The sequence below is a fragment of the Rhodococcus sp. As11 genome (assembly GCF_048957735.1).
In the GTDB taxonomy this organism is placed as follows: Bacteria; Actinomycetota; Actinomycetes; order Mycobacteriales; family Mycobacteriaceae; genus Rhodococcus; species Rhodococcus gordoniae.
Genome location: NZ_JARDJE010000001.1, coordinates 117,014 through 139,556, shown reverse-complemented (window position 1 = coordinate 139,556; position 22,543 = coordinate 117,014). Strand labels below are relative to the sequence as shown.

28 protein-coding genes and 1 riboswitch are annotated in these 22,543 nt (G+C 67.6%); of the genes, 10 read left to right on the top strand and 18 right to left on the bottom strand.

From position 1 onward, the window contains the following. Positions 1–492, top strand: a complete 492-nt coding sequence (locus PV766_RS00770; RefSeq protein WP_129977129.1) for an NUDIX domain-containing protein — start codon at positions 1–3, stop codon at positions 490–492. Between the two features lie 197 nt (positions 493–689). On the opposite strand, the gene PV766_RS00765 is transcribed toward PV766_RS00770, so the two are convergent. The 4 genes from PV766_RS00765 to PV766_RS00750 all read right to left on the bottom strand — a co-directional run bounded on the left by PV766_RS00765 (position 690) and on the right by PV766_RS00750 (position 3,053). Next, positions 690–1,103 carry a DUF302 domain-containing protein gene (locus PV766_RS00765; RefSeq protein ID WP_006551709.1) on the bottom strand — a complete coding sequence of 138 codons (414 nt, stop codon included), beginning with the start codon at positions 1,101–1,103 and terminating at the stop codon, positions 690–692. Between the two features lie 32 nt (positions 1,104–1,135). Further along, entirely contained in the window at positions 1,136–1,405 is a 270-nt protein-coding gene (locus PV766_RS00760; RefSeq protein WP_006551708.1) for a metal-sensitive transcriptional regulator, read from the bottom strand. A 116-nt stretch (positions 1,406–1,521) separates the two neighbouring features. Then, positions 1,522–2,346 (bottom strand): cytochrome c biogenesis CcdA family protein, encoded by an 825-nt coding sequence (locus PV766_RS00755; protein ID WP_421096235.1) that lies wholly within the window; start codon positions 2,344–2,346, stop codon positions 1,522–1,524. Then, positions 2,343–3,053 carry a DsbA family protein gene (locus tag PV766_RS00750; RefSeq protein ID WP_255162250.1) on the bottom strand — a complete coding sequence of 237 codons (711 nt, stop codon included), beginning with the start codon at positions 3,051–3,053 and terminating at the stop codon, positions 2,343–2,345. Before PV766_RS00750 ends, PV766_RS00755 begins: the two co-directional genes overlap by 4 nt. A 123-nt stretch (positions 3,054–3,176) precedes the next feature. Between PV766_RS00750 and PV766_RS00745 the strand changes: the two genes are divergently transcribed. Beyond that, complete coding sequence (locus PV766_RS00745; RefSeq protein ID WP_231781085.1) at positions 3,177–3,668, top strand: hypothetical protein; 492 nt, start codon at positions 3,177–3,179, stop codon at positions 3,666–3,668. Here the strand turns inward: PV766_RS00745 and PV766_RS00740 are convergent. The 5 genes from PV766_RS00740 to PV766_RS00720 form a co-directional block, all read right to left on the bottom strand. Continuing rightward, complete coding sequence (locus PV766_RS00740; protein WP_255162252.1) at positions 3,658–4,599, bottom strand: M56 family metallopeptidase; 942 nt, start codon at positions 4,597–4,599, stop codon at positions 3,658–3,660. The genes PV766_RS00745 and PV766_RS00740 overlap by 11 nt on opposite strands. Then, a complete protein-coding gene (locus tag PV766_RS00735; RefSeq protein ID WP_006551702.1) occupies positions 4,596–4,973 on the bottom strand; it encodes a BlaI/MecI/CopY family transcriptional regulator in 378 nt (125 codons plus the stop codon). The genes PV766_RS00740 and PV766_RS00735 overlap by 4 nt, the downstream gene beginning before the upstream one ends. Positions 4,974–5,100: 127 nt before the next feature. Continuing rightward, positions 5,101–5,415: a rhodanese-like domain-containing protein gene (locus PV766_RS00730; protein ID WP_006551700.1), complete on the bottom strand. Its 315-nt coding sequence runs from the start codon at positions 5,413–5,415 to the stop codon at positions 5,101–5,103. A gap of 57 nt (positions 5,416–5,472) precedes the next feature. Continuing rightward, on the bottom strand, positions 5,473–6,351 hold the full coding sequence (locus PV766_RS00725; RefSeq protein ID WP_094980928.1) for a sulfite exporter TauE/SafE family protein: 879 nt from the start codon (positions 6,349–6,351) through the stop codon (positions 5,473–5,475). Beyond that, entirely contained in the window at positions 6,339–6,953 is a 615-nt protein-coding gene (locus PV766_RS00720; RefSeq protein ID WP_421096234.1) for a rhodanese-like domain-containing protein, read from the bottom strand. Before PV766_RS00720 ends, PV766_RS00725 begins: the two co-directional genes overlap by 13 nt. A gap of 235 nt (positions 6,954–7,188) precedes the next feature. Between PV766_RS00720 and PV766_RS00715 the strand changes: the two genes are divergently transcribed. The 6 genes from PV766_RS00715 to PV766_RS00690 all read left to right on the top strand — a co-directional run bounded on the left by PV766_RS00715 (position 7,189) and on the right by PV766_RS00690 (position 13,540). Next, positions 7,189–8,568, top strand: coding sequence for an MBL fold metallo-hydrolase (locus tag PV766_RS00715; protein WP_006551697.1), 1,380 nt, complete (start codon positions 7,189–7,191; stop codon positions 8,566–8,568). 31 nt (positions 8,569–8,599) lie between these two features. Next, positions 8,600–8,974, top strand: coding sequence for a thioredoxin (trxA, locus tag PV766_RS00710; RefSeq protein WP_129977124.1), 375 nt, complete (start codon positions 8,600–8,602; stop codon positions 8,972–8,974). 630 nt (positions 8,975–9,604) lie between these two features. After that, positions 9,605–10,690, top strand: coding sequence for an ABC transporter substrate-binding protein (locus PV766_RS00705; RefSeq protein ID WP_094980927.1), 1,086 nt, complete (start codon positions 9,605–9,607; stop codon positions 10,688–10,690). After that, a complete protein-coding gene (locus PV766_RS00700) occupies positions 10,687–11,514 on the top strand; it encodes an ABC transporter ATP-binding protein (RefSeq protein ID WP_129977123.1) in 828 nt (275 codons plus the stop codon). The genes PV766_RS00705 and PV766_RS00700 overlap by 4 nt, the downstream gene beginning before the upstream one ends. Then, positions 11,501–12,364, top strand: a complete 864-nt coding sequence (locus PV766_RS00695; RefSeq protein WP_129977122.1) for an ABC transporter permease — start codon at positions 11,501–11,503, stop codon at positions 12,362–12,364. The genes PV766_RS00700 and PV766_RS00695 overlap by 14 nt, the downstream gene beginning before the upstream one ends. A gap of 189 nt (positions 12,365–12,553) precedes the next feature. Next, on the top strand, positions 12,554–13,540 hold the full coding sequence (locus tag PV766_RS00690; protein ID WP_129977121.1) for an LLM class F420-dependent oxidoreductase: 987 nt from the start codon (positions 12,554–12,556) through the stop codon (positions 13,538–13,540). 4 nt (positions 13,541–13,544) lie between these two features. Here the strand turns inward: PV766_RS00690 and PV766_RS00685 are convergent, their stop codons facing one another. From PV766_RS00685 to PV766_RS00660, 6 genes are all read right to left on the bottom strand, one after another. Further along, positions 13,545–14,108, bottom strand: a complete 564-nt coding sequence (locus tag PV766_RS00685; protein ID WP_129977120.1) for a GNAT family N-acetyltransferase — start codon at positions 14,106–14,108, stop codon at positions 13,545–13,547. A gap of 17 nt (positions 14,109–14,125) precedes the next feature. Further along, positions 14,126–14,794: a DUF3239 domain-containing protein gene (locus PV766_RS00680; RefSeq protein WP_129977119.1), complete on the bottom strand. Its 669-nt coding sequence runs from the start codon at positions 14,792–14,794 to the stop codon at positions 14,126–14,128. Positions 14,795–14,836: 42 nt separating this feature from the next. Beyond that, entirely contained in the window at positions 14,837–16,495 is a 1,659-nt protein-coding gene (locus PV766_RS00675) for a DNA repair helicase XPB (RefSeq protein WP_064064780.1), read from the bottom strand. Positions 16,496–16,624: 129 nt separating this feature from the next. Further along, positions 16,625–16,783 carry a hypothetical protein gene (locus tag PV766_RS00670; protein WP_016932728.1) on the bottom strand — a complete coding sequence of 53 codons (159 nt, stop codon included), beginning with the start codon at positions 16,781–16,783 and terminating at the stop codon, positions 16,625–16,627. Between the two features lie 21 nt (positions 16,784–16,804). After that, entirely contained in the window at positions 16,805–16,972 is a 168-nt protein-coding gene (locus PV766_RS00665) for a hypothetical protein (protein ID WP_016932729.1), read from the bottom strand. Positions 16,973–17,535: 563 nt separating this feature from the next. Next, positions 17,536–19,815: a helicase-associated domain-containing protein gene (locus PV766_RS00660; protein WP_421096233.1), complete on the bottom strand. Its 2,280-nt coding sequence runs from the start codon at positions 19,813–19,815 to the stop codon at positions 17,536–17,538. Between the two features lie 59 nt (positions 19,816–19,874). Here PV766_RS00660 and PV766_RS00655 point away from each other — a divergent pair, with 59 nt between their 5' ends. Beyond that, positions 19,875–20,063: a hypothetical protein gene (locus PV766_RS00655; RefSeq protein WP_006551681.1), complete on the top strand. Its 189-nt coding sequence runs from the start codon at positions 19,875–19,877 to the stop codon at positions 20,061–20,063. A 150-nt stretch (positions 20,064–20,213) separates the two neighbouring features. On the opposite strand, the gene PV766_RS00650 is transcribed toward PV766_RS00655, so the two are convergent. From PV766_RS00650 to PV766_RS00640, 3 genes are all read right to left on the bottom strand, one after another. Beyond that, positions 20,214–20,804 (bottom strand): resuscitation-promoting factor Rpf1 domain-containing protein, encoded by a 591-nt coding sequence (locus tag PV766_RS00650; protein WP_026002975.1) that lies wholly within the window; start codon positions 20,802–20,804, stop codon positions 20,214–20,216. Positions 20,805–20,814: 10 nt separating this feature from the next. Then, positions 20,815–20,949: riboswitch (cyclic di-AMP (ydaO/yuaA leader) on the bottom strand. Positions 20,950–21,275: 326 nt separating this feature from the next. Further along, positions 21,276–21,668, bottom strand: a complete 393-nt coding sequence (locus tag PV766_RS00645) for a YccF domain-containing protein (protein WP_064064778.1) — start codon at positions 21,666–21,668, stop codon at positions 21,276–21,278. Then, positions 21,665–21,907 carry a hypothetical protein gene (locus PV766_RS00640; RefSeq protein WP_037222384.1) on the bottom strand — a complete coding sequence of 81 codons (243 nt, stop codon included), beginning with the start codon at positions 21,905–21,907 and terminating at the stop codon, positions 21,665–21,667. Before PV766_RS00640 ends, PV766_RS00645 begins: the two co-directional genes overlap by 4 nt. A gap of 192 nt (positions 21,908–22,099) precedes the next feature. Between PV766_RS00640 and PV766_RS00635 the strand changes: the two genes are divergently transcribed. Further along, positions 22,100–22,507 (top strand): cold-shock protein, encoded by a 408-nt coding sequence (locus PV766_RS00635; RefSeq protein ID WP_172506139.1) that lies wholly within the window; start codon positions 22,100–22,102, stop codon positions 22,505–22,507. Positions 22,508–22,543 lie beyond the last annotated feature (36 nt).

Here is a 22,543-nt window from a genome sequence, read left to right as displayed (position 1 = left end):
ATGGCCGTCACCAGTGCGGGTCTGCTGTTCTATCGCATCGACGACACCGGACTGCTCGGCGTGTGGCTCGTCCACCCCGGCGGCCCGTACTGGAAGGGGAAGGACGAAGCGGCCTGGTCGGTACCGAAGGGCGAGTACGGTCCCGAGGAGGATCCTCGCGAGGTCGCCCTGCGCGAGTTCACAGAGGAATGCGGGATCGAGCCCCCGGATGTGCCGTTGTCGTTGCTGGGTCGCTACCGGCAGTCGTCCGGCAAGATCGTCAGCATCTACGCGGGGGAGACGGCGGAGGAGCTGAGGTTCGTCGAGAGCAACACGTGCGAGGTCGAATGGCCCCCGCGCTCCGGCAAGCGGATCACCATCCCGGAGGTCGACGAGGCGCGCTGGGTCGTCGCGGCGGACGCCGAGACGAAGCTGCACAAGGGGCAACGGCCGGCAATCGACGCGTTGCGTGCACGATTGGACGACGCCGGGCGGTACTACCGCGTCGACTGAACATCCGGCAGCGCAATGGGAACGAGGAACTGCCGGGCGGAAGAACTCTCGGCCGTCGCCCTGAGGACTTCCGAACGACCTGCGCGACTTCATGAAACACGCCCGGCAACTTCCGTCCTGGTCCGACCCGGCGGAACTCGAGACGGCCGGCGAAGGCCGGCACAGCTCTGTGCCGGCCTTCGTGGTGTCTGTCGCCTTCAGTTCTTCGGTACGTCCGCCTTCAGCGAATCGATTGCGGCCTGCAGGGCGGTGGTGGCGTCGTCGGCGACCTCCGCGAGTCCCGGTTGATCGGCGACCTGCACCATCATCTGCGGGTTCATCGCGTCGACCACGACCGTTTCCGGGTTGTTCGGATCGGTGCGGACCACGACGTTGCAGGGGAGCAGGAGCCCGATCTGCCTGTCGACCGTCACTGCGCGGTGTGCCAGTGGCGGATTGCATGCCCCGAGGATCACGTAGTCCTCCATGTCCTCGCCGAGCTTCGCCTTCAGGGTGGCCTTCATGTCGATCTCGGTGAGCACGCCGAATCCCTGCTCGGACAGCGCCTTACGGGTGCGTTCGACCGCGTCGGGGAACGAGGTGTGCAGGGTGGTCGAGAGTGCGAGTGTCATGGGTGTCCTGCTTTCTCTCGGAAGGGGAGGGGTCAGGCCAGGGCGAGGAAGAGCTTCTCGAGTTCGACCTCGGTCATCGGTTCCTTGCCGTCCTCGGCATTGCCGTTCATGCATTCCTTCAGCCCGCTCGCCACGATCTTGAAACCGGCGCGGTCCAGCGCGCGCGACACGGCTGCAAGCTGAGTGACGACGTCCTTGCAGTCCCGGCCCTGTTCGATCATCGCGATCACTCCGCCGAGCTGACCCTGTGCGCGGCGCAGCCGGTTGAGTACCAATGCGATGCTGTCTTCGTCGCCGACCATGGAGGCGTCCTTTCCTAGTTCTGCAGACCAGTGTACCCCCGGGGGTATCAAATCGGCGTGTGAGTCGTGCGACCGACGGCACCCGGCGAGCGACCCGACGATCGCGGTGGCGCGTATCAGCGTCTTTGCCGTTGACGCACCACGCGGAGCATGACGACGAAGAACGCGACGAGCGTGACGATCAGAAGAATCGGGACGACGGGCACCTCCTGTGTCCACCGGCCGAGTGCTACTTGCAGATCGAACTGCTCGTCGACACCCATCGGCCCGGTGAGATTCGCGGTGCCGTCGGTGACGAGGAACAGCACGCCGATGCCGATGAACAGCAGCCCCGAGATCAAAGACGTGGTATGGGTTCGCAGGGGGCCGAGGGTGATGGGACGTCCTCGTAGCCAGGTGCGCTTCCGCAGCTCGAATCGTTCCCACGCGAGGGCCAGTGCGAACAGCGGCAGCGCCATACCGAGGGCGTAGACGGCCATCAGCACGGCCCCGTGCAGCGGGTGCCCCCCGGCGACCGCGATGGTCAGCACGCTCCCGAGCAGGGGTCCGGAGCAGAATCCTGCGAATCCGTACACGGCTCCGAGCGCGAACACCGACAGGGCGCCGGAGCCGGTCAGCGAGTTCGCGGCTTGCTGCGCCGACTTCGATGCGAAGCCTCCGCCGGCAACGGTCATGATGCCGAGACCGATGAGAATGGTGCCGCTGACCAGGGTGATCACGGCGCGGTGCTGGGTCAGGAGCGCACCGATCAATCCCAGTCCGGCTCCCAGGGGCGCGAGTACCGAGGTCAATCCGGCGTAGAAGAGTGCGGTGCGTGCCGCCAGGCGCCCCGCACCGTCGAAGGCATACGCGAAGAACGAGGGCAGCAGCAGCGCCGAGCACGGGCTGAGCAGGGAGAGCACGCCGCCGAGCAGAGCACCGAGCAGGCCGATCTCGGTCACTCCGCCGCCCCGGCTGCTGCCTCGATGACCTGCTCGAAGACTCCGAGCGGCTGTGCGCCCAGGATCGGGGTGCCGTTGATCACGAACGACGGCGTACTCGATACGCCGATGGTGTTCGCCTCGAGCATGTCGGCGTAGATGGACTGGTCGACGGACGGGTCCGCAGCCTCCCGGTCGAATCGATCCAGGTCGGGCACTCCGGCCGCAGCTGCGAAGCTGCGCAGAGATTCCGGCGTCAGGTCGGGATGGCCGCGATCGGGGGAAGCTGCGTAGACGGTCGCGTTGAATTCCCAGAACTTCCCCTGTGCGGCAGCGGCGCGTCCGGCACGGGCAGCGGCCATCGATTGGTCGCCGAAGATCGGAAGATCGCGCCATTCCATGCGCAGAATGCCCTCGTCGACGTACTTGTCGATCAGAGCCGGCTCGACGTCTCGGCTGAACTTGGCGCAGAACGGGCAGCGGTAGTCGGAGTACTCGACCAACACCACGGGAGCATCCACCGCACCGATCGCCAACGGGTCACCGTCGATGCGCCGGGACATATCTCCGACCGGTCCCATCTGCGGAGCCGTCACAGGGTCGGCCGCATCTTCGGCGCCGGTGCGGCCGACGACGAGAAACGCGAGCAGAACCGCGACGACGACGCCGAGCGCGCCGAGCAGCCACAGGTCCCGCCGGGTGCGGACGGTGTGTTTCGTCGGGGTCATGCGTGCCTCCACGGTCGGTCGTGCCGGAGTGGATCGACCGCCCCGAACTACTAAGCAGGATAGTAGCTCGAGCTACTAAGCTGGTTAGTAGTTGTGCCACTCTCCGTCGACAAGGATCCCGATGTGACCACCCCTCCCGCAGCTCTCGAGACTCGCAATCCCGCAATCGCTCAGAAGAATTCGTATCGGATCAGAGCCCTGCTCCGAGCGGTGGCCGCGGGGGTGATCACTCTTCTGGTCGTCGGCGTACCGACGGACATCCTCGCGAATCCGTGGTTCGGCCGGGAGATCCCGGTGCGCTGGTGGGAATACCCGGTGCTCGGCGCGACCGTGGTGCTGACCGCGCTGTGGTTCGGTCTACAGAACTCCCACTCCGGGAGTCCGCGGACGGCGACACCCGCGGCCGGAGTGATGCTGACCGTGTTCGCCGTGGGCTGCCCGGTCTGCAACAAAGTGGTGCTCGTCACGATCGGCGCGTCCGGAGCGCTCGGATGGTGGGCCCCGCTACAGCCGATCCTCGCCGTCCTCTCGCTGGCCCTGCTCGCCGGCGCCGTTCTCTACCGGTGGCGGCGACGTCCCTGCGACGACTCCTGTGAATCGCCGATCACACGGTGAGGCAGGACGCGGTCACGATTCCGACGACGGAGACTCCCGTGAGGAATGCGGGAAGAGCGGACAAGGCCACTGCGAAAGGACGAGCGAGTACGCCGTGCGAACGGCCGGACCGGCGAACCGGACTCAACCACCGGAGCCTCGCGTCGAGATACCCGTCGGATGCTTCTTCTCGTGCCGCCGGATCGAGCGTCGTTGCGCACCGGAGCAGAGCATCGCGGACCGCATCGTGTCCGCAGGACTGCGCGGCCCGGCGATCTGCTGCCAGCTCGACGAGCACACGTATCCACGGCGCTCCCTGGCGGCACAGCGGCACGAACGGCAACGCCGTCCTCAGGGCCCCGCTGATCGCCACCAGCACATGGTGGCGACCGCGGATGTGTGCGTACTCGTGATCGAGTACCGCCCGACGCGTCGGTGGGTCCAGCGCTTTCAGTCCCTCGCCGGCCACGACAGTGCCGTTACGGCCGCCGATGCTGTATGCCGCGCAGGCGGTGTCCTGCAACCAGATGACTTCACCCCCGGCGTGTCTCCGGATCCTTCCGAGGATGCGGACCAGGTTGAGGTGGGCAACGGTTTCGCGGCGGTGCCTGCGGTACGAACGGGACACCACCACGGCGATCCGCACGAGAACCGCGCCCGCGACCACCCACAGCGCTGTCTCCAGATAGGGCAGCCACGGCAGCAATCCTTCGTCCCGCGCCGTACGCACACACGACGCCGGTACCGGCAGATGATCGATCTGCAAGCCGGGTCGCGTGGCTACCGCCAGGGGACCGCCGGCCAGGGCCGCGACGAACAGGACCTCGGTCGATACCCACGCGGTGAGCGCACCGCGCGGATCGCGGCCCGGGGAGGCCAGATGCGAAAGCCATCGCGGCGCTGCGAAACCGAGGACGAGCGCTGCCACGAACAGTGCTGCTGCAACGATCACGAGGGCAGATTCCTGCGGTTGCGGGCCGTGGTCCGCCGGGCGGCGCGGCGCAGGATCCGGGATTCGTCCTCCGTCGCAGAACTGGCGAAGTGCAGCATGACCTGTTCGGCGTCGCCGGACGTCCGGAGCACGTGCCGCAGCAGTTCTGCCGCGGTTTCCTCGCGGCTACGGGTTGCGCGGTAGCTGTAACCACGGCCGATTCGGCTGCGGGTGACCATGCCCTTGGTGTGCAGGTTGTCCAGGACCGTCATCACGGTCGTGTAGGCCGGCGACCGGTCGGGCTCGAGGCGTGCCAGCACATCGCGTACACGAAGGGGTTCGTCGCTCTGCCACAGCACGTCCATGATCGCCGATTCCAGCTCGCCGAGGCCCATCACGTCCGTGTCACCGCTTTCGTTTCACCATCGTCCGGGCCCGGCCCGGCGAAGTTCCACTCTACGGCCTGCATGCCGTCATCGAAGGCGGCATGCAGGCCGCTGGTGAAGAAGTTCGGCGCGGCGCTCAGGGGGTGGGTCCGCGCCGCACTTCCCGACCCGCGGAGACCCACGCCCTCGTCCCGCCGGCGACGGACACTGCGGACCGTCCCGCGGATTCGAGGATCTCGGCTCCACGCTTGCTCCGGTTTCCGGACGCGCAGATCACATAGACGGTCCCTCCCGGCGGTACCTCCCCTACGCGGGCGGACAGTTCGGGGAGGGGGATCGACCGGGCGCCGGGGACGTGGCCCCGGAGGTACTCGTAGTCCTCGCGGACATCGAGCACCGGAGCTCCGGACTCCCACGCCGTGATCAGAGCGACAGTGTCGACTTCCTGCATGGTGAACTCCTCGGTTCGGGTCTGTCGAGAACGGGTGAGCGCTTCCGCGTCGTGCGTTCAGCCCGCCGCCGCGGCTGTGCGAGAGCGTCCTCCGAGGCGTTGCAGTGGGCAGTGCTCGCTGCGGTTGCAGACATAGGTGGCGCCGGCGGCGACCACGGTGAGTGCCGCCGTGGCAATGCCGACGCCGGGGTGGATCTCCTGCGCGAGGATGACGGAGGACATGATCAGCACGAACCAGCCGAAGCTCTTGCGCAGGGTGTCCGGATCGACCAGCGAGGTCAGACGGCCGCCGATGAGGCTGCCCACGACGGCGGCACCGGTGACCATCGCCGCGAGACGCCAGTCGATCTGCACGGTGGACAGATAGCCTCCGAGTCCGGCGAAGGACTTCATGGCGATCACGATCAGCGACGTGCCGACCGCGATCGGCATGGGCAGGCCGCCGAGCAATGCCAGGGCCGGCACGACGAGGAAGCCGCCGCCGGCACCGACGAGACCGGTGACCAGGCCGACCACGACACCGTCGAGCAGGATCTTGCCGACGGGCATCGCAGCGTCGCCCTCACCGGCCGCGGCCTTGTTCTTGCGGCCGCGGAGCATGGCGATCGCTGTGGCGATCATCATCACGGCGAAGCCGAGCAGCAGTACGGTGCCCGGAATGAAGCGCGAGAGCAGACCACCGCCGTAGGCGCCGACCATGCCGGCCAGGCCGAACAGGATGCCGGTACGCCACTGCACGCGGCCGGCGCGAGCGTGGGAGATCGCGCCGACCGCGCTGGTGACACCCACGACCAGCAGCGAGGTGGCGATCGCCTCCTTTGCGTCCATCCCTGCGACGTAAGCGAGTAGGGGGACGGTGAGAATCGAGCCCCCGCCACCGAGCAGTCCGAGGGTGACGCCGACCAGGACCGCCAGGGCTACGGTCAGCGCGACCATGCCAGTTTCCTTTCGGCCGGGCAGGACGGACCTCCGGTCAACTGGGTGACGACGTTCTGGAGATCCCACTGTGCCCCGCGGTTGTAGGGCAGCTTGGACAGCAGCATGCCCATCGCGCAGGTGTCCGACAGTGCGGCTAAGGTCAACCCGCCGCCGATGCCGGCAGCGAGCCACTTGAGTTTCGGCACGGCGATGCTTCCGAGAACCGAGCCCAGGACGAGCGAGCCGGCGACGAGCCGGACCTGGCGTTCGAGATCCCAGCGATCTGCGCCGCGGTTGACGGGCAGGCCGGCCGATTCCCAGCCGAGCATGCCGCCCTCGAGGATGTGGAGGTTCGGCAACCCTGCTTCACGCAGGGCCTGTTCGGCCTGGCCGGCACGCTGCCCGGAGCGGCACACCAGTACGACGTTCTCGTCGAGATGGGCGCAGAACTCGTCGCGATGCTCACGCAGCAGGTCGAGGGGGACGTTGTAGGCGCCGGGAATGTGCACGGACTCGAATTCGCCGGGAGTCCGGACGTCGACGATCCGTACGGGCCCGCCCGAATCGATCGACTCGTGCAGGGAATTCGGATCGACGGTGGCGGTAGGGGACTCGGTCATGAGTGGCCTTTCGAGCGTGAGGATCGGTAGGGGTTCGAGGAGGTGCCCCCGGGGGTATTGCAGGACCATCGTATACATACCCCTGGGGGTATATGCAAGAAATGTGATCGTCCCGGCAGGGCCGAGCTCCGGGAGCGAACTGATACCCCAGGGGGTACTTGACATACCCTAGGGGGTATATGCCACGATGTCCATATCACCGGAACGCCATCCGGATCCAGCAACGGAGGAATCCATGATTCTCGAGCAGTACTACATCGAGTGCCTCTCCCATGCGTCCTACCTCATCGGTGACGAGAACACGGGCAGGGCGGTCGTGGTCGATCCCCGCCGCGACATCACCGAATATCTTTCCGACGCAGAGAAGTACGGCCTGACCATCGAGGGTGTGATCAACACCCACTTCCACGCGGACTTCGTCTCCGGTCATCTCGAGCTGGTCGACGCCACGGGTGCGTGGATCGGATTCGGTGAAGCGGCGGAGACCGACTACCCGATCCGCCGTCTGCGTGACGGCGAGAAGTTGTCGCTGGGGGAGGTCGAACTCGAGATCCTGTCCACCCCGGGCCACACCTGGGAGTCGATCTCGGTGCTGGTGCGCGAGCATTCCGGCGCCGTCCCGGCCGCAGTGCTCACCGGGGACTCGCTGTTCATCGGCGACGTCGGACGTCCCGATCTGGTCAACCTCGGCGACGGCTCGAGTGCCGATCTGGCTCGCGCGATGTACCGCACCGTGCACGAGAAGCTGCTGACATTGCCCGACGAAGTCGTCGTCATGCCTGCTCACGGTGCCGGTTCGTCCTGCGGGAAGAACCTGTCGACCGAACTCACCTCGACCATCGGCGAACAGCGCGCCACCAACCCGTCCGTGCAACCGATGAGCGAGGACGACTTCGTCGCCCTGGTCACCGAAGGTCAGCCGGCCGCACCGTCGTACTTCTCGGTCGACGCCGCGATGAACAAGCGGATGCACCCGCTTCTGGCGCAGGATCACACGATTCCCGAGCTGAGCCCCGAGCGGATGAAGGCGGAACTCGCCGCCGGCACGCGTGTCCTCGATGCGCGCAGCGTCGACGACTTCGCCGCCGGGCATCTGCGCGGTTCGATCAACGTCGGATTCGACGGGCGTTTCGCCGAGACCGGCGGCATGGTCGCCGAGGTGGGCGAGAAGATCGTACTGATCACCTATCCCGGCGAGGAGCAGGACGCCGCGGTGCGTCTGGCCCGAATCGGATCGGACGGCGCTGCAGGCTATCTGAACGTCGATCGGGACGGGGTGTTCCCGGCGGAACTGGCCGATCTGGTCGAGACCGCATCCAGGACATCGGTCGACGAACTCGACCGGTTGCTCGCCGCCGACGCGGTCACCCTCGTCGACATCCGCAATCCCGGTGAGCGCGAGTTCGGAACCATTCCGGGTGCGATGCCGATCCCGCTGGCCCAGTTGCGTACCCGCTTGGACCAGGTCCCGTCCGGCAAGCCGATCGTCGTGCACTGTGCAGGGGGATGGCGTTCGAGCGTCGCGGCCTCACTGTTGCGGGCCCAGGGCTTCGAGAACGTCACGGATCTGCTCGGAGGCTACAACGCATGGGCCGAATCCCACGTCCCCGCCTGATCGTGCCGACCCCGAGAAGGAAGCAGAACTCATGACGACGAAGAACCTCACGATGGCGGACTTCGAATCCACCGTTCTCGGCAACGACATCGTGCTCGTCGACTTCTGGGCATCGTGGTGCGGCCCGTGCCGTGCCTTCGGGCCGGTCTTCGAGAAGTCGTCGCAGGCGCACCCCGAGATCGTGCATGCCAAGGTCGACACCGAAGCCGAACAGCAACTCGCTGCCACGGCGAACATCCGCTCGATTCCGACGATCATGGCCTTCCGGGAGGGTGTGCTCGTCTACTCGCAGCCCGGGGCGTTGCCGGCACCGGCTCTCGAGGACCTGATCACCCGGATCGAGGCCCTCGACATGACCGAGATCCACCACCGGGCTGCCGAACGACGTGCAGCTTCGCGCTCCTGACCCCGTCGCCGGGTCCGTAGCGAATTCTCATCGAGGAGGACTCTCATGTGTTACCCCGTCGCCTGTCCGAACTGCGGAAAGACCGGATGGGGTGGATGCGGACAGCATGTCGACGCCGTCCTGCGTTCCGTCCCCGCCGCCGATCGCTGCACCTGCGGTCAGGACACCGTCCCGGCCCGCGCCGAGCGTCGGAGCATACGGTCGCTCTTCCGTCGCTGACCTCGGCCGCAACAGGGAGACGGTGTACGAAACCCACCCACCGCTCCCGGCCGATCGGTAGGGGGCGGAAGACGGACACGATCCGAGGCGGTGAAGCGCCCGCGCGGATCGTGTCCACCACGGCGAAGGCCGGCACAGTCGATGTGCCGGCCTTCGTCGTGTGTGGACGAGGATTCACCCACTTCGGATCACTCTGCGCACAATCGTTGTGACCACCTCTGCCGGGCGGGGATGCTGTCACCGTCGCAGAACATCGAAGGGGGACGAACCGTGTCCGAGTGTCGGTTGTGTTGTCGCTGAGCGACAGTCATGCCATCGTCGCACCACCGGTGCGTAGTTCCTGTACCCGGAAGGGCCGGGTACCCATCACCGCGCCCGTACCCTCGGGCCGACACGAGGACTCGAATCCTGATGCCCGCATCCCCTCTGCGCAGAAGTAGTCTGCGCGTCGTCGCTGCCGCCGCAGCGTTTCTCACCCTCGCCTCCGTCGCGACCGCGTGCTCGGGTTCCGGGGCGACCACCACCGCGGACGGAAGAACCGTCCTCCGCTACGAGGGTTCGGCCGGCCAGGTCGGATTCCCCGAACTCGCCGAAGCGCTCGGGTACTTCGAAGACGTCGAACTGGAGTGGATCGGAGACAACGGCAACGGTCCCCAGTCGCTCCAGAACACCGCCACGAACCAGGTCGACTTCGGTGGCGCGTTCAACGGCGCCGTGATCAAGGCGCAGGCCGGCAACTCCCCGCTGACCTCCGTGCTCGCCTACTACGGCTCCGACGAGCAGACCTTCACCGGCTACTTCGTCCTCGAGGACAACCCGATCCGCACCGCACGCGATCTGATCGGCAAGAAGGTCGGCATGAACACCCTCGGCGCCCACCACGAATTTCTCGTCCGGGAATGGCTCGCCCAGCAGGGCCTGAACGCGGAGGAGATCGCGCAGGTCGAACTGATCGTGGTGCCGCCCGTCAATACGGAACAGGCTCTGCGCGAAGGACAGATCGACGTCGGAACGCTCGGCAGCGTGTTCCGTGAGACCGCCGTCGAACGAGGCGGCATCCGCCCGTTGTTCACCGACGAATCCCTCTTCGGATCGTTCTCCTACGGAACCCTGGTGTTCCGCGACGACTTCATCGAACGGAACCGCGGCGCCGTCGCGGATCTGGTGCAGGGCACGGCCCGTGCCATCCGCTGGACACAGGTCACTCCTCGCGACGAGGTGATCGCGAAGTACAAGGAGATCATCGAGGGACGCGGACGCAACGAGTCGACGAGTCTCGTCGAGTACTGGCGCAGCCCCGGCGTGGCCGGACCCGGCGGAGTGATCACCGACCAGGAGATTCGGACCTGGATCGATTGGCTCACGCGCAACGGCGAACTCGACGAAGGACAGGTCGAACTCGACGACGTCTTCACGAACGAGTTCAACCCCTACGCCAACGGCACCTACGAACCCACCAGCGGTCCGAACGGTGAACCTCTCGAGGAGGCGAAGTGAGCGAGCCCAAACTCCGGATCGACCACGTCACCAAGCAGTTCCCGGTACGCGGCACGAACGACACCTTCACCGCTCTCGACGACATCAGCATCGACCTCGCCGACGGCGAGTTCCTCGTGCTGGTCGGTCCGAGCGGTTGCGGAAAGTCCACCCTGCTCGACCTCCTCGGTGGTCTCGGTACGCCGACCTCTGGACAGATCCTGCTCGACGGCCGTCCCGTCACCGGCCCCGGTCTGGATCGCGGAATCGTCTTCCAGCAGTACGCACTGCTCCCGTGGCGCACGGCCCGCCACAACATCGAATTCGGTCTGGAGGCCAAGGGGCTGCCCAAACGGGAGCGGCGTGAGCTCGCCGGACACTACCTCGATCTCGTGGGACTGCACGGATTCGGTGACCGCTACCCGCACGAGTTGTCGGGAGGCATGAAGCAGCGCGTCGCCATTGCGCGCAGCCTCGCCTTCGACCCCGAGGTCCTGCTCATGGACGAGCCGTTCGCGGCACTCGACGCCCAGACCCGCGAATCGCTGCAGGACGAACTGCTCCGCATCCGGCGCGAGACGGGTAAGACCATCCTGTTCATCACCCACGGGATCGACGAAGCCGTGTATCTCGGGCAGCGCGTCGCGGTCCTCACGTCCCGACCGGGCCGGATCAAGACGATCGTCGACGTCGACATCGACCGGAACGTCGACGACGTCCGCTCGAGCGAGGCATTCCGGACGTTGCGGCACGACATCTGGTCGCTGCTGCACTCGGAGGTGACCCGCACGCACGACCTCGAACTCGCCACAGCAACGGAAGAGGCCCAGCATGTCCAGCACTAGTGCCGTTCTGACGAAGCCCGGGCTCGACGGCCACGCCGAGCCCGCCGTCGCGCCGGCCGGATCGCCGGTGCGCAGTGCCGGGCGGCGCACCGTCGCCCTGGTGTGGCGTGTCGTCAAGCCCGCGGCGGCGATCGTCGCCTTCCTGGCCCTGTGGGAGATCGCTCCCCGGGTCGGGCTCGTCGACGAGGTGTTCCTGCCCCCGTTCACCACCGTGGTCGGTGCCTTCGCCGACCTGATCGGCGACGGCCGGCTCGCCGACCACCTGGCTGCGAGCCTCTCCCGTGCGCTCGTGGGGTTCTTCGTCGCGGTCGCCGTGGCGGTGCCGCTCGGAGCGGCGATCGGATGGTACAAACCCGTCGCCGACCTGTCGAACCCGATCCTGGAGGTCTTCCGCAACACGGCCGCGCTCGCGCTGCTCCCGGTGTTCATCCTGATCCTGGGCATCGGGGAGACCTCGAAGGTCGCGTTGGTGATCTACGCGTGCACATTCCCGATCCTCCTCAACACCATCTCCGGTGTGCGCACCGTGGATCCGTTGCTGGTGAAATCCGCGCGCTCGCTCGGTCTTCCGACGCACCTCCTGTTCCGGAAGGTCGTCCTGCCCGCAGCGGTGCCGACGATCTTCACCGGTATCCGGATGTCGGCGGCGTCGTCGATCCTGGTGCTCATCGCAGCCGAGATGGTCGGCGCGAAGGCCGGTCTCGGATATCTGATCACAGCGTCGCAGTTGAACTTCCGGATCCCCGACATGTACGCGGGCATCGTCGCGATCTCGCTGGTCGGGCTCGTCTTCAACGGCATCCTCGTCTCGATCGAACGTCGCCTGTCGCGGTGGCGCGCCGACCGGTGAGCTCTGCCGGATCATCCGAGCTCCCCGCCGGGGGTGCACGACGAAGGGATTCGACCCGAAGCCTCAGATCGGAGCGGCCTGCATGTTCCGCTTCGTTCCGCGATACTCGCCGTGGCCGCGTCGCACACTGGAACAGGTGGCGCCGGCCGAACCGGCACCGAACACCGTCACTTCGACCTTAGGACCCGCATGCGCTTCGGATTGTTCGTCCCCCAGGGCTGGCGACTGGACCTCGTCGACATCGATCCCTCCGACCAGTGGCAGGTGATGCGCGACCTCGCGGTCCGCGCCGATCGCGGCCCGTGGGACTCGATCTGGGTGTACGACCATTTCCACACGGTCCCTGCACCCACCGACGAGGCCACCCACGAGGCATGGACCCTCGTGTCGGCCTTCGCGGCCGTCACCGAGCGCGTGCGCATCGGCCAGATGTGCACCGCCATGGCCTACCGCAACCCGGCCTACCTCGCGAAGGTCGCGGCCACCACCGACATCATCTCCGGCGGACGCATCGAGATGGGTATCGGCGGTGGCTGGTACGAACACGAATGGCGCGCATACGGTTACGGTTTCCCGTCGGCGGGTGAGCGACTGCGCCGCCTCGACGAGGGCGTACAGATCCTCCGGCAGGCCTGGACCACGGGTTCCGCGACCTTCTCCGGCAGGCACTACACCGTCGACGGCGCGATCGTCCGTCCGCTTCCGCTGCAGGAGGGCGGTATTCCCCTGTGGATCGCGGGCGGCGGCGAGAAGGTGACCTTGAAGATCGCCGCGAAGTACGCGCAGTACACCAACTTCGACGGCACACCCGAAGGTTTCGCGCGCAAATCGGAGATCCTGCGGGAGCACTGCGCCGAGGTCGGCACCGACTTCGGCGCGATCGTGCGGTCGGCCAACTACAACGTGGCGATCGGCCGCACCGAAGCCGAGGTGCAGGACCGACTCGAGGCGCTGCGGGCCCGTCTCGAACCGATCGTGGGACCGGAGAAGGCCGGCGGGGCGCTCGACGCCTTCCGGGGGATGCCTGCCGTCGGCACCCCCGAGCAGATCGTCGAGAACCTCACTGCCCTGAAGAAGCAGGGGCTCGAGTACGCGATCTTCTACGTGCCCGAGGCCGCCTACGACACCTCGGGGCTGGAACTGCTCGAGAAGGAAGTGCTTCCTCACCTCGCGTGACGGCCTACAAGGGCCAGCCGTCCACGGGTCCGGGTGGGTCGTCGGCAGACAGCCCGGCGACCCACACGTCCCGCGGAACGCCGCGCTGGACGAGACCGTTCCGGACGATGCCCTCGTACCGGAATCCGACCCGCCGTGCGACGGCAGCGGAGGCACGGTTGCCGACGAAGGCGCGCCAGGCGACCCGCCGGACGTTCAGGCCGTCCGGGGCGAACGCGAAACCGCATGCCAGTCGCACCGCGGCGGTCGCGAGACTCCGGCGCCGCGCGGCCGGGGCGATCCAGTAGCCGATCTCCGGATCCGTGCTCTCGCGCGGGACGAATCCGACCATGCCGCACAACACCCCGTCTGCGGCGGATCGTATCGCCCAATCGGGGAAACCTTTCTCCCACTTGGCCGGAACGATGTCCTCGACGAAATGCCGCGCGTCCGGCCGGGTGTAGGGAGAGGGCACGGTGGTCCAGCGGGCGATCCGCGGGTCCCGGCACGCTTCGGTGATGGCGTCGACATCGGCCGAGCGAGGCGGCGAGAGCACCACCACGTCGTCGGTCAGCGTGCGAATCTCCATGTCACCGAACTTCCGGGTCACCGCAATTCCGGCGGCAGTTCCTTGCTCGACAGCTCGAGACGACGCTCGTCGGTGGCATCGACCTCGTCCACCCTCTTCAGCTGGTCCTTCAGCACGCGCCACTCGACGTCGGGAATCTGTGCGACGGCATCGGCGATGACCTTCTTGTCGCGGGTGCCCCACGCGATCGGCATCGGCCCGACCATCTGCCACACACCCGAGTCGTTGCGGGTCGTGCGGTCGGAGAGGACCGCGGCACACGGCACCCGCTCGCCGACCGCGATGCGGTGGCCGGGGACCGCTTCCACGTTGCGGGTGACGAGGGCGAAGTGCCGGCCCGTCGTCTCGGGCTTCGCGATGTCCACCAGAGCGAGGAGCGTCAACCCGCGGGCGCGCTTCGCCGCGACGACAGCCGGAACGAGCGGGCTGTCGTGATAGAGCTGCTCGATGGTCCCGACCTTGCGCGGTGCCCACAGCGCCACCCACACCGACGTCGCGGCCGCCACGGCCAGCACGGCGGCGACGATGTACGACCAGCTCTCGCCGAGCAGGAACAGGCCCACCGCACCGGCGACACACACCACGCCGACGAATATCGCCGACCACCGCAGACGACGGACATCCGCGAGGGTCTGGTTCACGGCCTTGGCATGGGGAAGGTCCAGGGGGAAGTCGAAGCGGCGCACGCCACCAGCTTATGGGAGCCCCGAACGGCCTCCCGCGGGCAGTCAGCCGATCTGCGGGCCCAGCAGATCGTCGGCATCGGTGATCCGGTACGCGTAGCCCTGCTCGGCGAGGAACCGCTGGCGGTGCGCGGCGTACTCCGCGTCGAGGGTGTCGCGCGAGACGACGGAGTAGAAGTGGGCCTGCCCGCCGTCGTGCTTGGGACGCAACAGCCGCCCGAGACGCTGGGCCTCCTCCTGCCGCGACCCGAACGTGCCCGACACCTGGATCGCGACGGAGGCCTCCGGCAGATCGATGGAGAAGTTCGCGACCTTCGACACCACCAGCACCTTCAACTCGCCGGCACGGAACCGGTCGAACAGCGCCTCGCGTTCCTTCGTCTTCGTCGAACCCTTGATGACGGGGGCGTCGAGCGCTTCGCCCAGCTCGTCGAGCTGATCGATGTAAGCACCGATGATCAGCGTCGGTGCATCGCGGTGCTGCGCGAGGATCGACTTCACCACCGGGATCTTGGTACGGGCGGTCGAGCACAGCTTGTACCGCTCCTCGGGCTCGGCCACGGCGTACGCCATGCGCTCGGCATCGGTGAGGGTGACGCGAACCTCCACACAGTCGGCGGGCGCGATCCAGCCCTGGGCCTCGATGTCCTTCCACGGCGCGTCGAACCGCTTCGGGCCGATGAGCGAGAAGACGTCGCCTTCGCGTCCGTCCTCGCGCACGAGGGTCGCGGTGAGGCCGAGGCGCCGGCGGGACTGCAGGTCGGCGGTCATCCGGAAGACCGGTGCCGGCAGCAGGTGCACCTCGTCGTAGATCATCAGCCCCCAGTCGCGGGAGTCGAACAACTCGAGATTGCGGTATTCGCCCTTCGACTTGCGGGTGATCACCTGGTAGGTGGCGATGGTGACCGGGCGGATCTCCTTCTTCTCACCCGAGTACTCGCCGATCTCCTCCTCGGTGAGGGAGGTGCGGGCGATCAGCTCCCGCTTCCACTGCCGCCCGGCGACGGTGTTCGTCACGAGGATGAGCGTCGTCGCGCCGGCCTTCGCCATCGCGGCGGCACCGACCATGGTCTTTCCGGCGCCGCACGGCAGCACCACGACACCCGAGCCGCCTGCCCAGAACGAGTCGGCGGCCAGTTCCTGGTAGTCGCGCAGGTGCCACGGGTTCGTCTCGAAGTCCAGCGAGACGGGGTGGGCCTCGCCGTCGACGTAGCCGGCGAGGTCCTCGGCCGGCCAGCCGATCTTCAGCAGCATCTGTTTGACACGTCCGCGTTCGCTCGGGTGCACGATCACGGTGTCGTCGTCGATGTGGGCGCCGAGCATCGGCGCGATCTTCTTGTTCCGGAGAACCTCGGCGAGCACCGCGCGGTCGAGGCTGACCAGGGTCAGGCCGTGCGCGGGGTGCTTGACCAGCTGGAGACGCCCGTAGCGGCTCATGGTGTCGACGATGTCGACGAGCAGGGCCTGCGGGACGGCGAACCGGGAATGCGAGACCAGCGCGTCGACGACCTGCTCGGCGTCGTGACCGGCGGCACGGGCGTTCCACAGTGCCAGCGGCGTCACCCGGTAGGTGTGGATGTGCTCGGGGGCGCGTTCGAGTTCGGCGAACGGTGCGATCGCCTGACGAGCCGCGTCGGCGCCCTCGTGGTCGACCTCGAGAAGCACGGTCTTGTCGGACTGGACGATGAGCGGTCCGTCGGCCACGAGTGCCTCCTGTGGGTAGAAAGTTGAACTTTCCCATTCTCCAGGTTCGGGCCGTACCGCGCCACCACGACAGGATCGGGCGTGCGCTCCCTGTGGGGAACGCACGCCCGACCCGGCTTCACGACATACTCACCGTGCGAGCGACTGCCGCACCTCCATCACGCACACCAGCGCCTCGGAGATCCCGGACCGGTAACCGGCGTCCTTCTCGGAGGCCGGAGGCCTCGAATCCAATTCCGACTCGAGTCGTTCCTGGATCCTGTCCAGGGCATGCAGCGTCCGCTTCATTCCAGTACCGATTCTCTGTTCTCAGGCCGGCTGTTTCATCGCGCCGGCACGCTCGTCGAGAACGAACACACGCGCACGCGCCAGTGCGGACCGATATCCGTGCCGCTGCGCGTCGGTGCCCGATTCCCGACCGGACAATCCACTTATCTTCTCGTACAGCGCTTCGAGCGCTGCGATTTCGAGATCCATGGCCTGCAAGTGGATTCAGCTCCGCTTCCGCTTACGAATGAACTCTCCGGCTTCGGCGGTCTTCTGCCGCTTCTCCTGTCGACGTTCCTTCAGGGACTTCGCAGGCTTCTTCGGATTCTTGCCCTTGTCGGCCATTGTCACTCCATCTTCGATGAACAACCACTCGACAGGACCACACCATACGTCATTTCCGGGAAAAAGCCAGTCGCCCGAAATATTCTGTGCGCCATCCGAACACAATGCAGAAATAGTGCAGGCGTCCGGGTTCCCGGAGTCGATTTCACGGTGCGTCGATTCCTGTCGCACCCGAGGTCGCGCCCCTGGCGGAACGGACCCTCACCGGTACTCGAACCGGTACGAGAACGAGGGTGCGCGAGGAGTGACCCGGGAGATCTCGACGCTCCTCGGCGAACCCGGATGGTGCCACCGGTCCGATGTCGAGCAGATCGGTGATCGAGGACTCGAATCCATTGCCGCGGAATCTGTTCCGCGGGAGCACATGAAGGGGGCGGGCTCGTGCGCGACCGGCCGCCGAATGCCGACGGCCGCACCCGGTTCCGTCGTCAGTCGACCAGTGCCACCGAGGTGACACGGTGCAGCACGAAGCTGCGCACCGAGCCCGTCGCCGGGTCGAAAGCCTGCACCTGTCCGCCGCCCACCGACACCGGGTCGACGATCCGCCGCGTCGCCACCCCCTGGGCGTCGACGTAGCCGAGGGTGACGCTGCGCTTGCCGTGCACGGCAAGCTGCAACAGTGCGAGAGTCGCCGCGCCCCCGGATCTGCTGCCGTCGCCGCGCGCCGAGGCCGTCGGTGTCGCGGCCTCCGCACGGTCGCCGGCGCGCAGCGTACGCACCAGGGTGTCGAGCTGCTCGCCGCTCGGCGCGGTCGGTCCGGCGTAACGGGCGCGGGCGCGCGGCATCGCGACACGGGCCCCTCGGGGCCGTAGATCCACGATCGCTCCCGAGGCGTCCTCTCCGGCCGGAGCGAAGCCCGCGGCACGCAGCTCGGTGAGCACCTCGGCGAGCGGTGCCTGCGAGATCGCGACGGTCGGGGCGACCGCACGCAGAGCGAGCATCGCGGCGACCGGGGCGGACAACACCTCGGTGAGGAGAGCTGGGTCGTCGGCGCGGACGAAGGACGTCGCAACACCCGCGCGCAGACGTCCGTGGCGACGCGCGACGTCGTCGATCAGATAGGTGAGCGATTGCGGCACCGGGGTACGGGAATGCGTCGCGAACAGACCGTGCAGGTCGCTCGCGCCGAGACCGGCGTCGAGCGCGCGCCGGATGCTGCCGTCGCCGATCCGGTAGACCGTCGCGGCACCGGCCGATTCGACGTCCGCCACGAGTGCGATCCGCTCGCCGAGTTCGGGGACGAGCGGTCCGGGAGCGACGACCGTCAGGTCGGCCTGGACGAGCACGTAGTCGACGGGTTCGGGCAGCACGGCCGCCATCTCGGCCTCGGCGTCGCCGCCGTGCAGCAACGCCTTACCGGGCGACGCGAGCATGCCGTGCGCGACGAGACCGAGGGTCGTCGCCTCACGCACGGTCTCCACGACGCTCGTCGTGTCGAGACGACCCGCCCAGCGAGGACGACGCCACGCCGCAGCTGCACGGAGATCGGCGACGTCCGCGCCCAGTGCCGGCACGTCGGAGAGGACGTCGAGCAGCAGTCGCCGATCGCGGGCGGCCGTGGGGGACTTCACCTCGTCGGAGAGTGCGGCGACCGGCTTGTCGTTCTGGTCGCGCCGGCCGATCAGCCAGGGGCGCCGCGGCAGGTCGAGCCAGGCGCCGGCCAGGACCGCCCAGCGGTAGGCGGGGGAGGACGCCAGCCACGCGTCGGTGGCGGTGGTCGGGGCCCAGTGATCGTCGTCGCCGGGTGTGGGCGGGTCGGGAAGGCCACGCGCGATCAGCCCGGCGCCGGCGAGGACCTCGACGACCAGCGCCGTCTCGTCGTCGTCGAGGCCGACCGACTTCCCGATGCGATGCAGTTCGCGGACACCGAGTCCGCCGGCCTTGAGGACGGGGGCGGGTTGCGCGCCCAGCACGTCGAGGACGTCCTCACAGTGCCGCAGCAGTTCGAGGGCGGCACCGGCGGCGGTCGCGTTGACGTCGGCGGTCGACCGGGTGGGTTTCGGCGCGCGCGGGGGAGCGAGCGCCGCCGGGTCGAAGGGTGCGTCGTCGCGCAGCGCCTGACCCACCCGGTGGGGGAGTTCGACGGTCTCGTCGTCGATGCGGAGGAGCAGTCCGGCGGCGAGCAGTTTCTGCACGGGCCGCTCGTCGGGTGTTCCGGGCGCGGCGTCGCGGGTACGGCCGATCGGGGACGTACGGGACAGGGTGTCGAGGATGCTGCGCTGCTCGGGCGGTAGCGCCGCGAGGAGATCGTCGAGTTCCTGCCGGGACGGACCGGCGACGTCGCTGCTGCGTCCCACGCGCCACGGGACGGCGTCCACGGCGGCAGCGGACAGACGCAACTCGTCGGTGGATCCCCAGACCAGTAGCAGCGACCGCAGGGTGGACAGGATCCGGTCGAGATTCCTCGCGCTGAGCCGGCCGGACACCTCGTCGAGTACGGCGGCCCGGGCCACGGGGGACACGACCGCTCCGAGACGCGCCAGCACCTCGATGATTCCGAAGGTGGCGGTGTCGAGCTCGTCGGCAGCACGGAACACCGAGGCGCGTTGCTGTGCCCGGTTGGCGAGCACGTTCATGCTCGCCGGTGGCGGCACCACGAGGTCGGGCCGGGCACGCAGCGTGGCAGCGAGATCCGTGTCGCGTCGACCTGCCAGCCAGCGGGCGAGGGAGTCCGAGGCGGTGTCGGGAGCGGGCGTGGTCGGGGACATCCCCTCCAGATTAGAGACCTGCGGTAGCAGGCCCCGAACTCACCTGCCAAAATGAGCGCATGGCTACCTCTTCGAAAAAGCACTATGTCGACCACGGATGGCCCGAGCTGGCCGACGGTGAGCACGCTGTCACCGAACTGTCGTCCACGCGATCCGGTCCGCTCTCCCCCTACGGTGAGGACACCGTGTTCCCGTTGCCGGTCGAGGACCTGCCCTACACGCACCCCAAGACGGTGATCAACCGCTGATCGCGGATCACCGATTCGGCTCTTCCGCACGACGCCCGGTCCCTTCGCAGGGGCCGGGCGTCGTCGTTCTCAGGGCCCATGCCGGGTCCGCGCATGCGGAAAGGCCCCGCACCATCAGTGGTGCGGGGCCTTCCCGGGATGTTCGGAGTGTTACTGCGGGAGCACCGCGCGAACGGCGTCCAGGATGTTCGGGTCGAGCTCGACGCCGGCGTCCTGGAGCGCGGTGACGCCCTGCTCGAAGCCGGCCAGGATGCCCTGGACATCGGCGGGGAGGGCGGGGGTCTCCGGAAGCTGCGGGACAGCGTTCTCGATGCTCGGCGCCGGGGTCTCCGCAGGAGCGCTGGGGACCGTGTCGACGGAGCGCTGCGTGGGCGCGCTCGACAGTCCGAGGCTCGACGAGCAGGAGGGCCATGCGCCCCAGCCCTGGCCGGCGAGGACACGCTCGGCGACGGCGATCTGCTGTTCGCGGCTGGCCTGGCTGGCCGAGGCAGCGTATTCCTGGCCGCCGTAGGCGTTCCAGGTGCTCGGCGAGAACTGCAGGCCACCGTGGTAGCCGTTGCCGGTGTTGATTCCCCAGTTGCCGCCGGACTCGCACTGTGCGAGGCGGTCCCAGTCGGAGTCGGGGGCGGCAGCGGCGGTGCCGCTGAACGCGACACCCGTGACGCCGAGGACTGCACCCGTCAGCGCGAACTTCGCGACGGTACGACCGGTATTGGTGGGCTTGCGATGGCGTCCGCTCATGTCGGTTCCGTGTTCCTCTCCGTACGCACCTACGAGGTCAGCTGTCGGGTTCGGGCTGAAGAGGTTGCCCGGCCGTGTCGCTCCGTTGGGAGCGCCTTCGGCTTCACCCCGAGGGCCGTCGCGCTTGCGTCGGCCCGGGCCTCCTGGACACCGTCCGGCTGTGGGCCGGTCGGTTCCTGGGAGACCGGTGGGTCCCCCGTTTCCTGTCCCCTGTGGATCGTTCGTCGGGATTTCCGGAACCACGGGACAGGAATTTGGCGCGGCGGTTCCGGACCGGCCGAGCCTGGCGGTTCGACCGGACATGACGGTAACGGCCCGAGGGCGAAGTGTCACCAATTGATAACGCGCCGATTCGAGGGTCGGCGAACGCGCGCATCGCGTACCAGGGAATAAAGTCCCAGGTAGTGGGGTTCGGGTACCCGAAAATCCGTTTCGAGTCCCGCTCGTTATCCCCCTGTTATGTGATAAAGATCACATATAACTCGGGCGGGTCTCCACAGGAACGATCTCCTTCCCCAGGGGCATCAGGGAGATCGGGATCATCTTCAGGTTCGCGATCGCGAGCGGGATACCGATGATCGTCACGGCCATGGCGATCGCCGTGGCGATGTGCCCGAGGGCCAGCCAGATGCCGGCGACCACGATCCAGATGACATTTCCGATCAGCGACGCGGTACCGGCCGTCGGTTTGTCGACCGTCGTCTTGCCGAACGGCCACAACGCGTAGACACCGATGCGGAACGACGCGATGCCGAAGGGGATGGTGATGATGAGGATGCAGCAGATCAGACCGGCCGCGAAATAACCGAGCGCGAGCCACAGGCCGCCGAAGATCAGCCAGATGATGTTGAGGAGGATCCTCATGTCCGGTCTCCGTTCCGTGCGCGCCGGCCCGAGCTCAGCGCGAAGGCGATGGCGAGCGCGAAGCCCAGCGGCCAGGCGAGGGTCAGCAGATACAGCACGAGCCCGGGCTTGCCGTCGGTGATCACCGGGGTGAGGAAGATGGCGAGGACGGCCACCACGCCGACGGCGAAACACACGATCGCGGCCTTCAGGAGGCCGTTACGCGGAGCGGCGGACGAATCCGAAGATGAAGTACCCACGTGACCACGGTAGTCGTCGCGGGGTCCGGCGGTGAGGTCCGGGAGCGGGAAGACGATTCGGGGGGACGCACATCCCGGCAGGTACACTGGCAGGCGTCTACGCGTCCCACTCGACCGAGTCGGGGCGCGTTGTTTTGCATGGTAAACGGGTTGCCCCGTGGGGGCACAGCTGTCGAGGAGCGGGTGAGCGCGGTGCCGACCGGCAAGGTGAAGTGGTACGACGTCGAAAAGGGCTTCGGCTTCCTGTCCCAGGACGAGGGCGAGGACGTCTACGTGCGTGCCTCCGCGCTCCCCGAAGGAGTGGAAGCGCTCAAGCCCGGGCAGCGCGTCGAGTTCGGCATGGCAGTGGGTCGCCGGGGTCCGCAGGCGCTGAAGGTCGAGCTCCTCGAGCAACCCACGCTGCGGCAGGGACGCCGCGAGGCTCCTGTCCAGCAGAAGCGCCGCGCACCGGACGAGCTGCACGGCATGGTCGAGGACATGATCAAGCTGCTCGAAGCAGCGGTACAGCCCGATCTGCGGCGCGGGCGCTATCCCGACCGCAAGACCGGTCAGCGCATCTCCGAGGTCATGCGGGCGATCGCGCGCGAGCTCGACCACTAGAAACGAAACACGCCAGGCCGCCTCGCTACCGGCGAG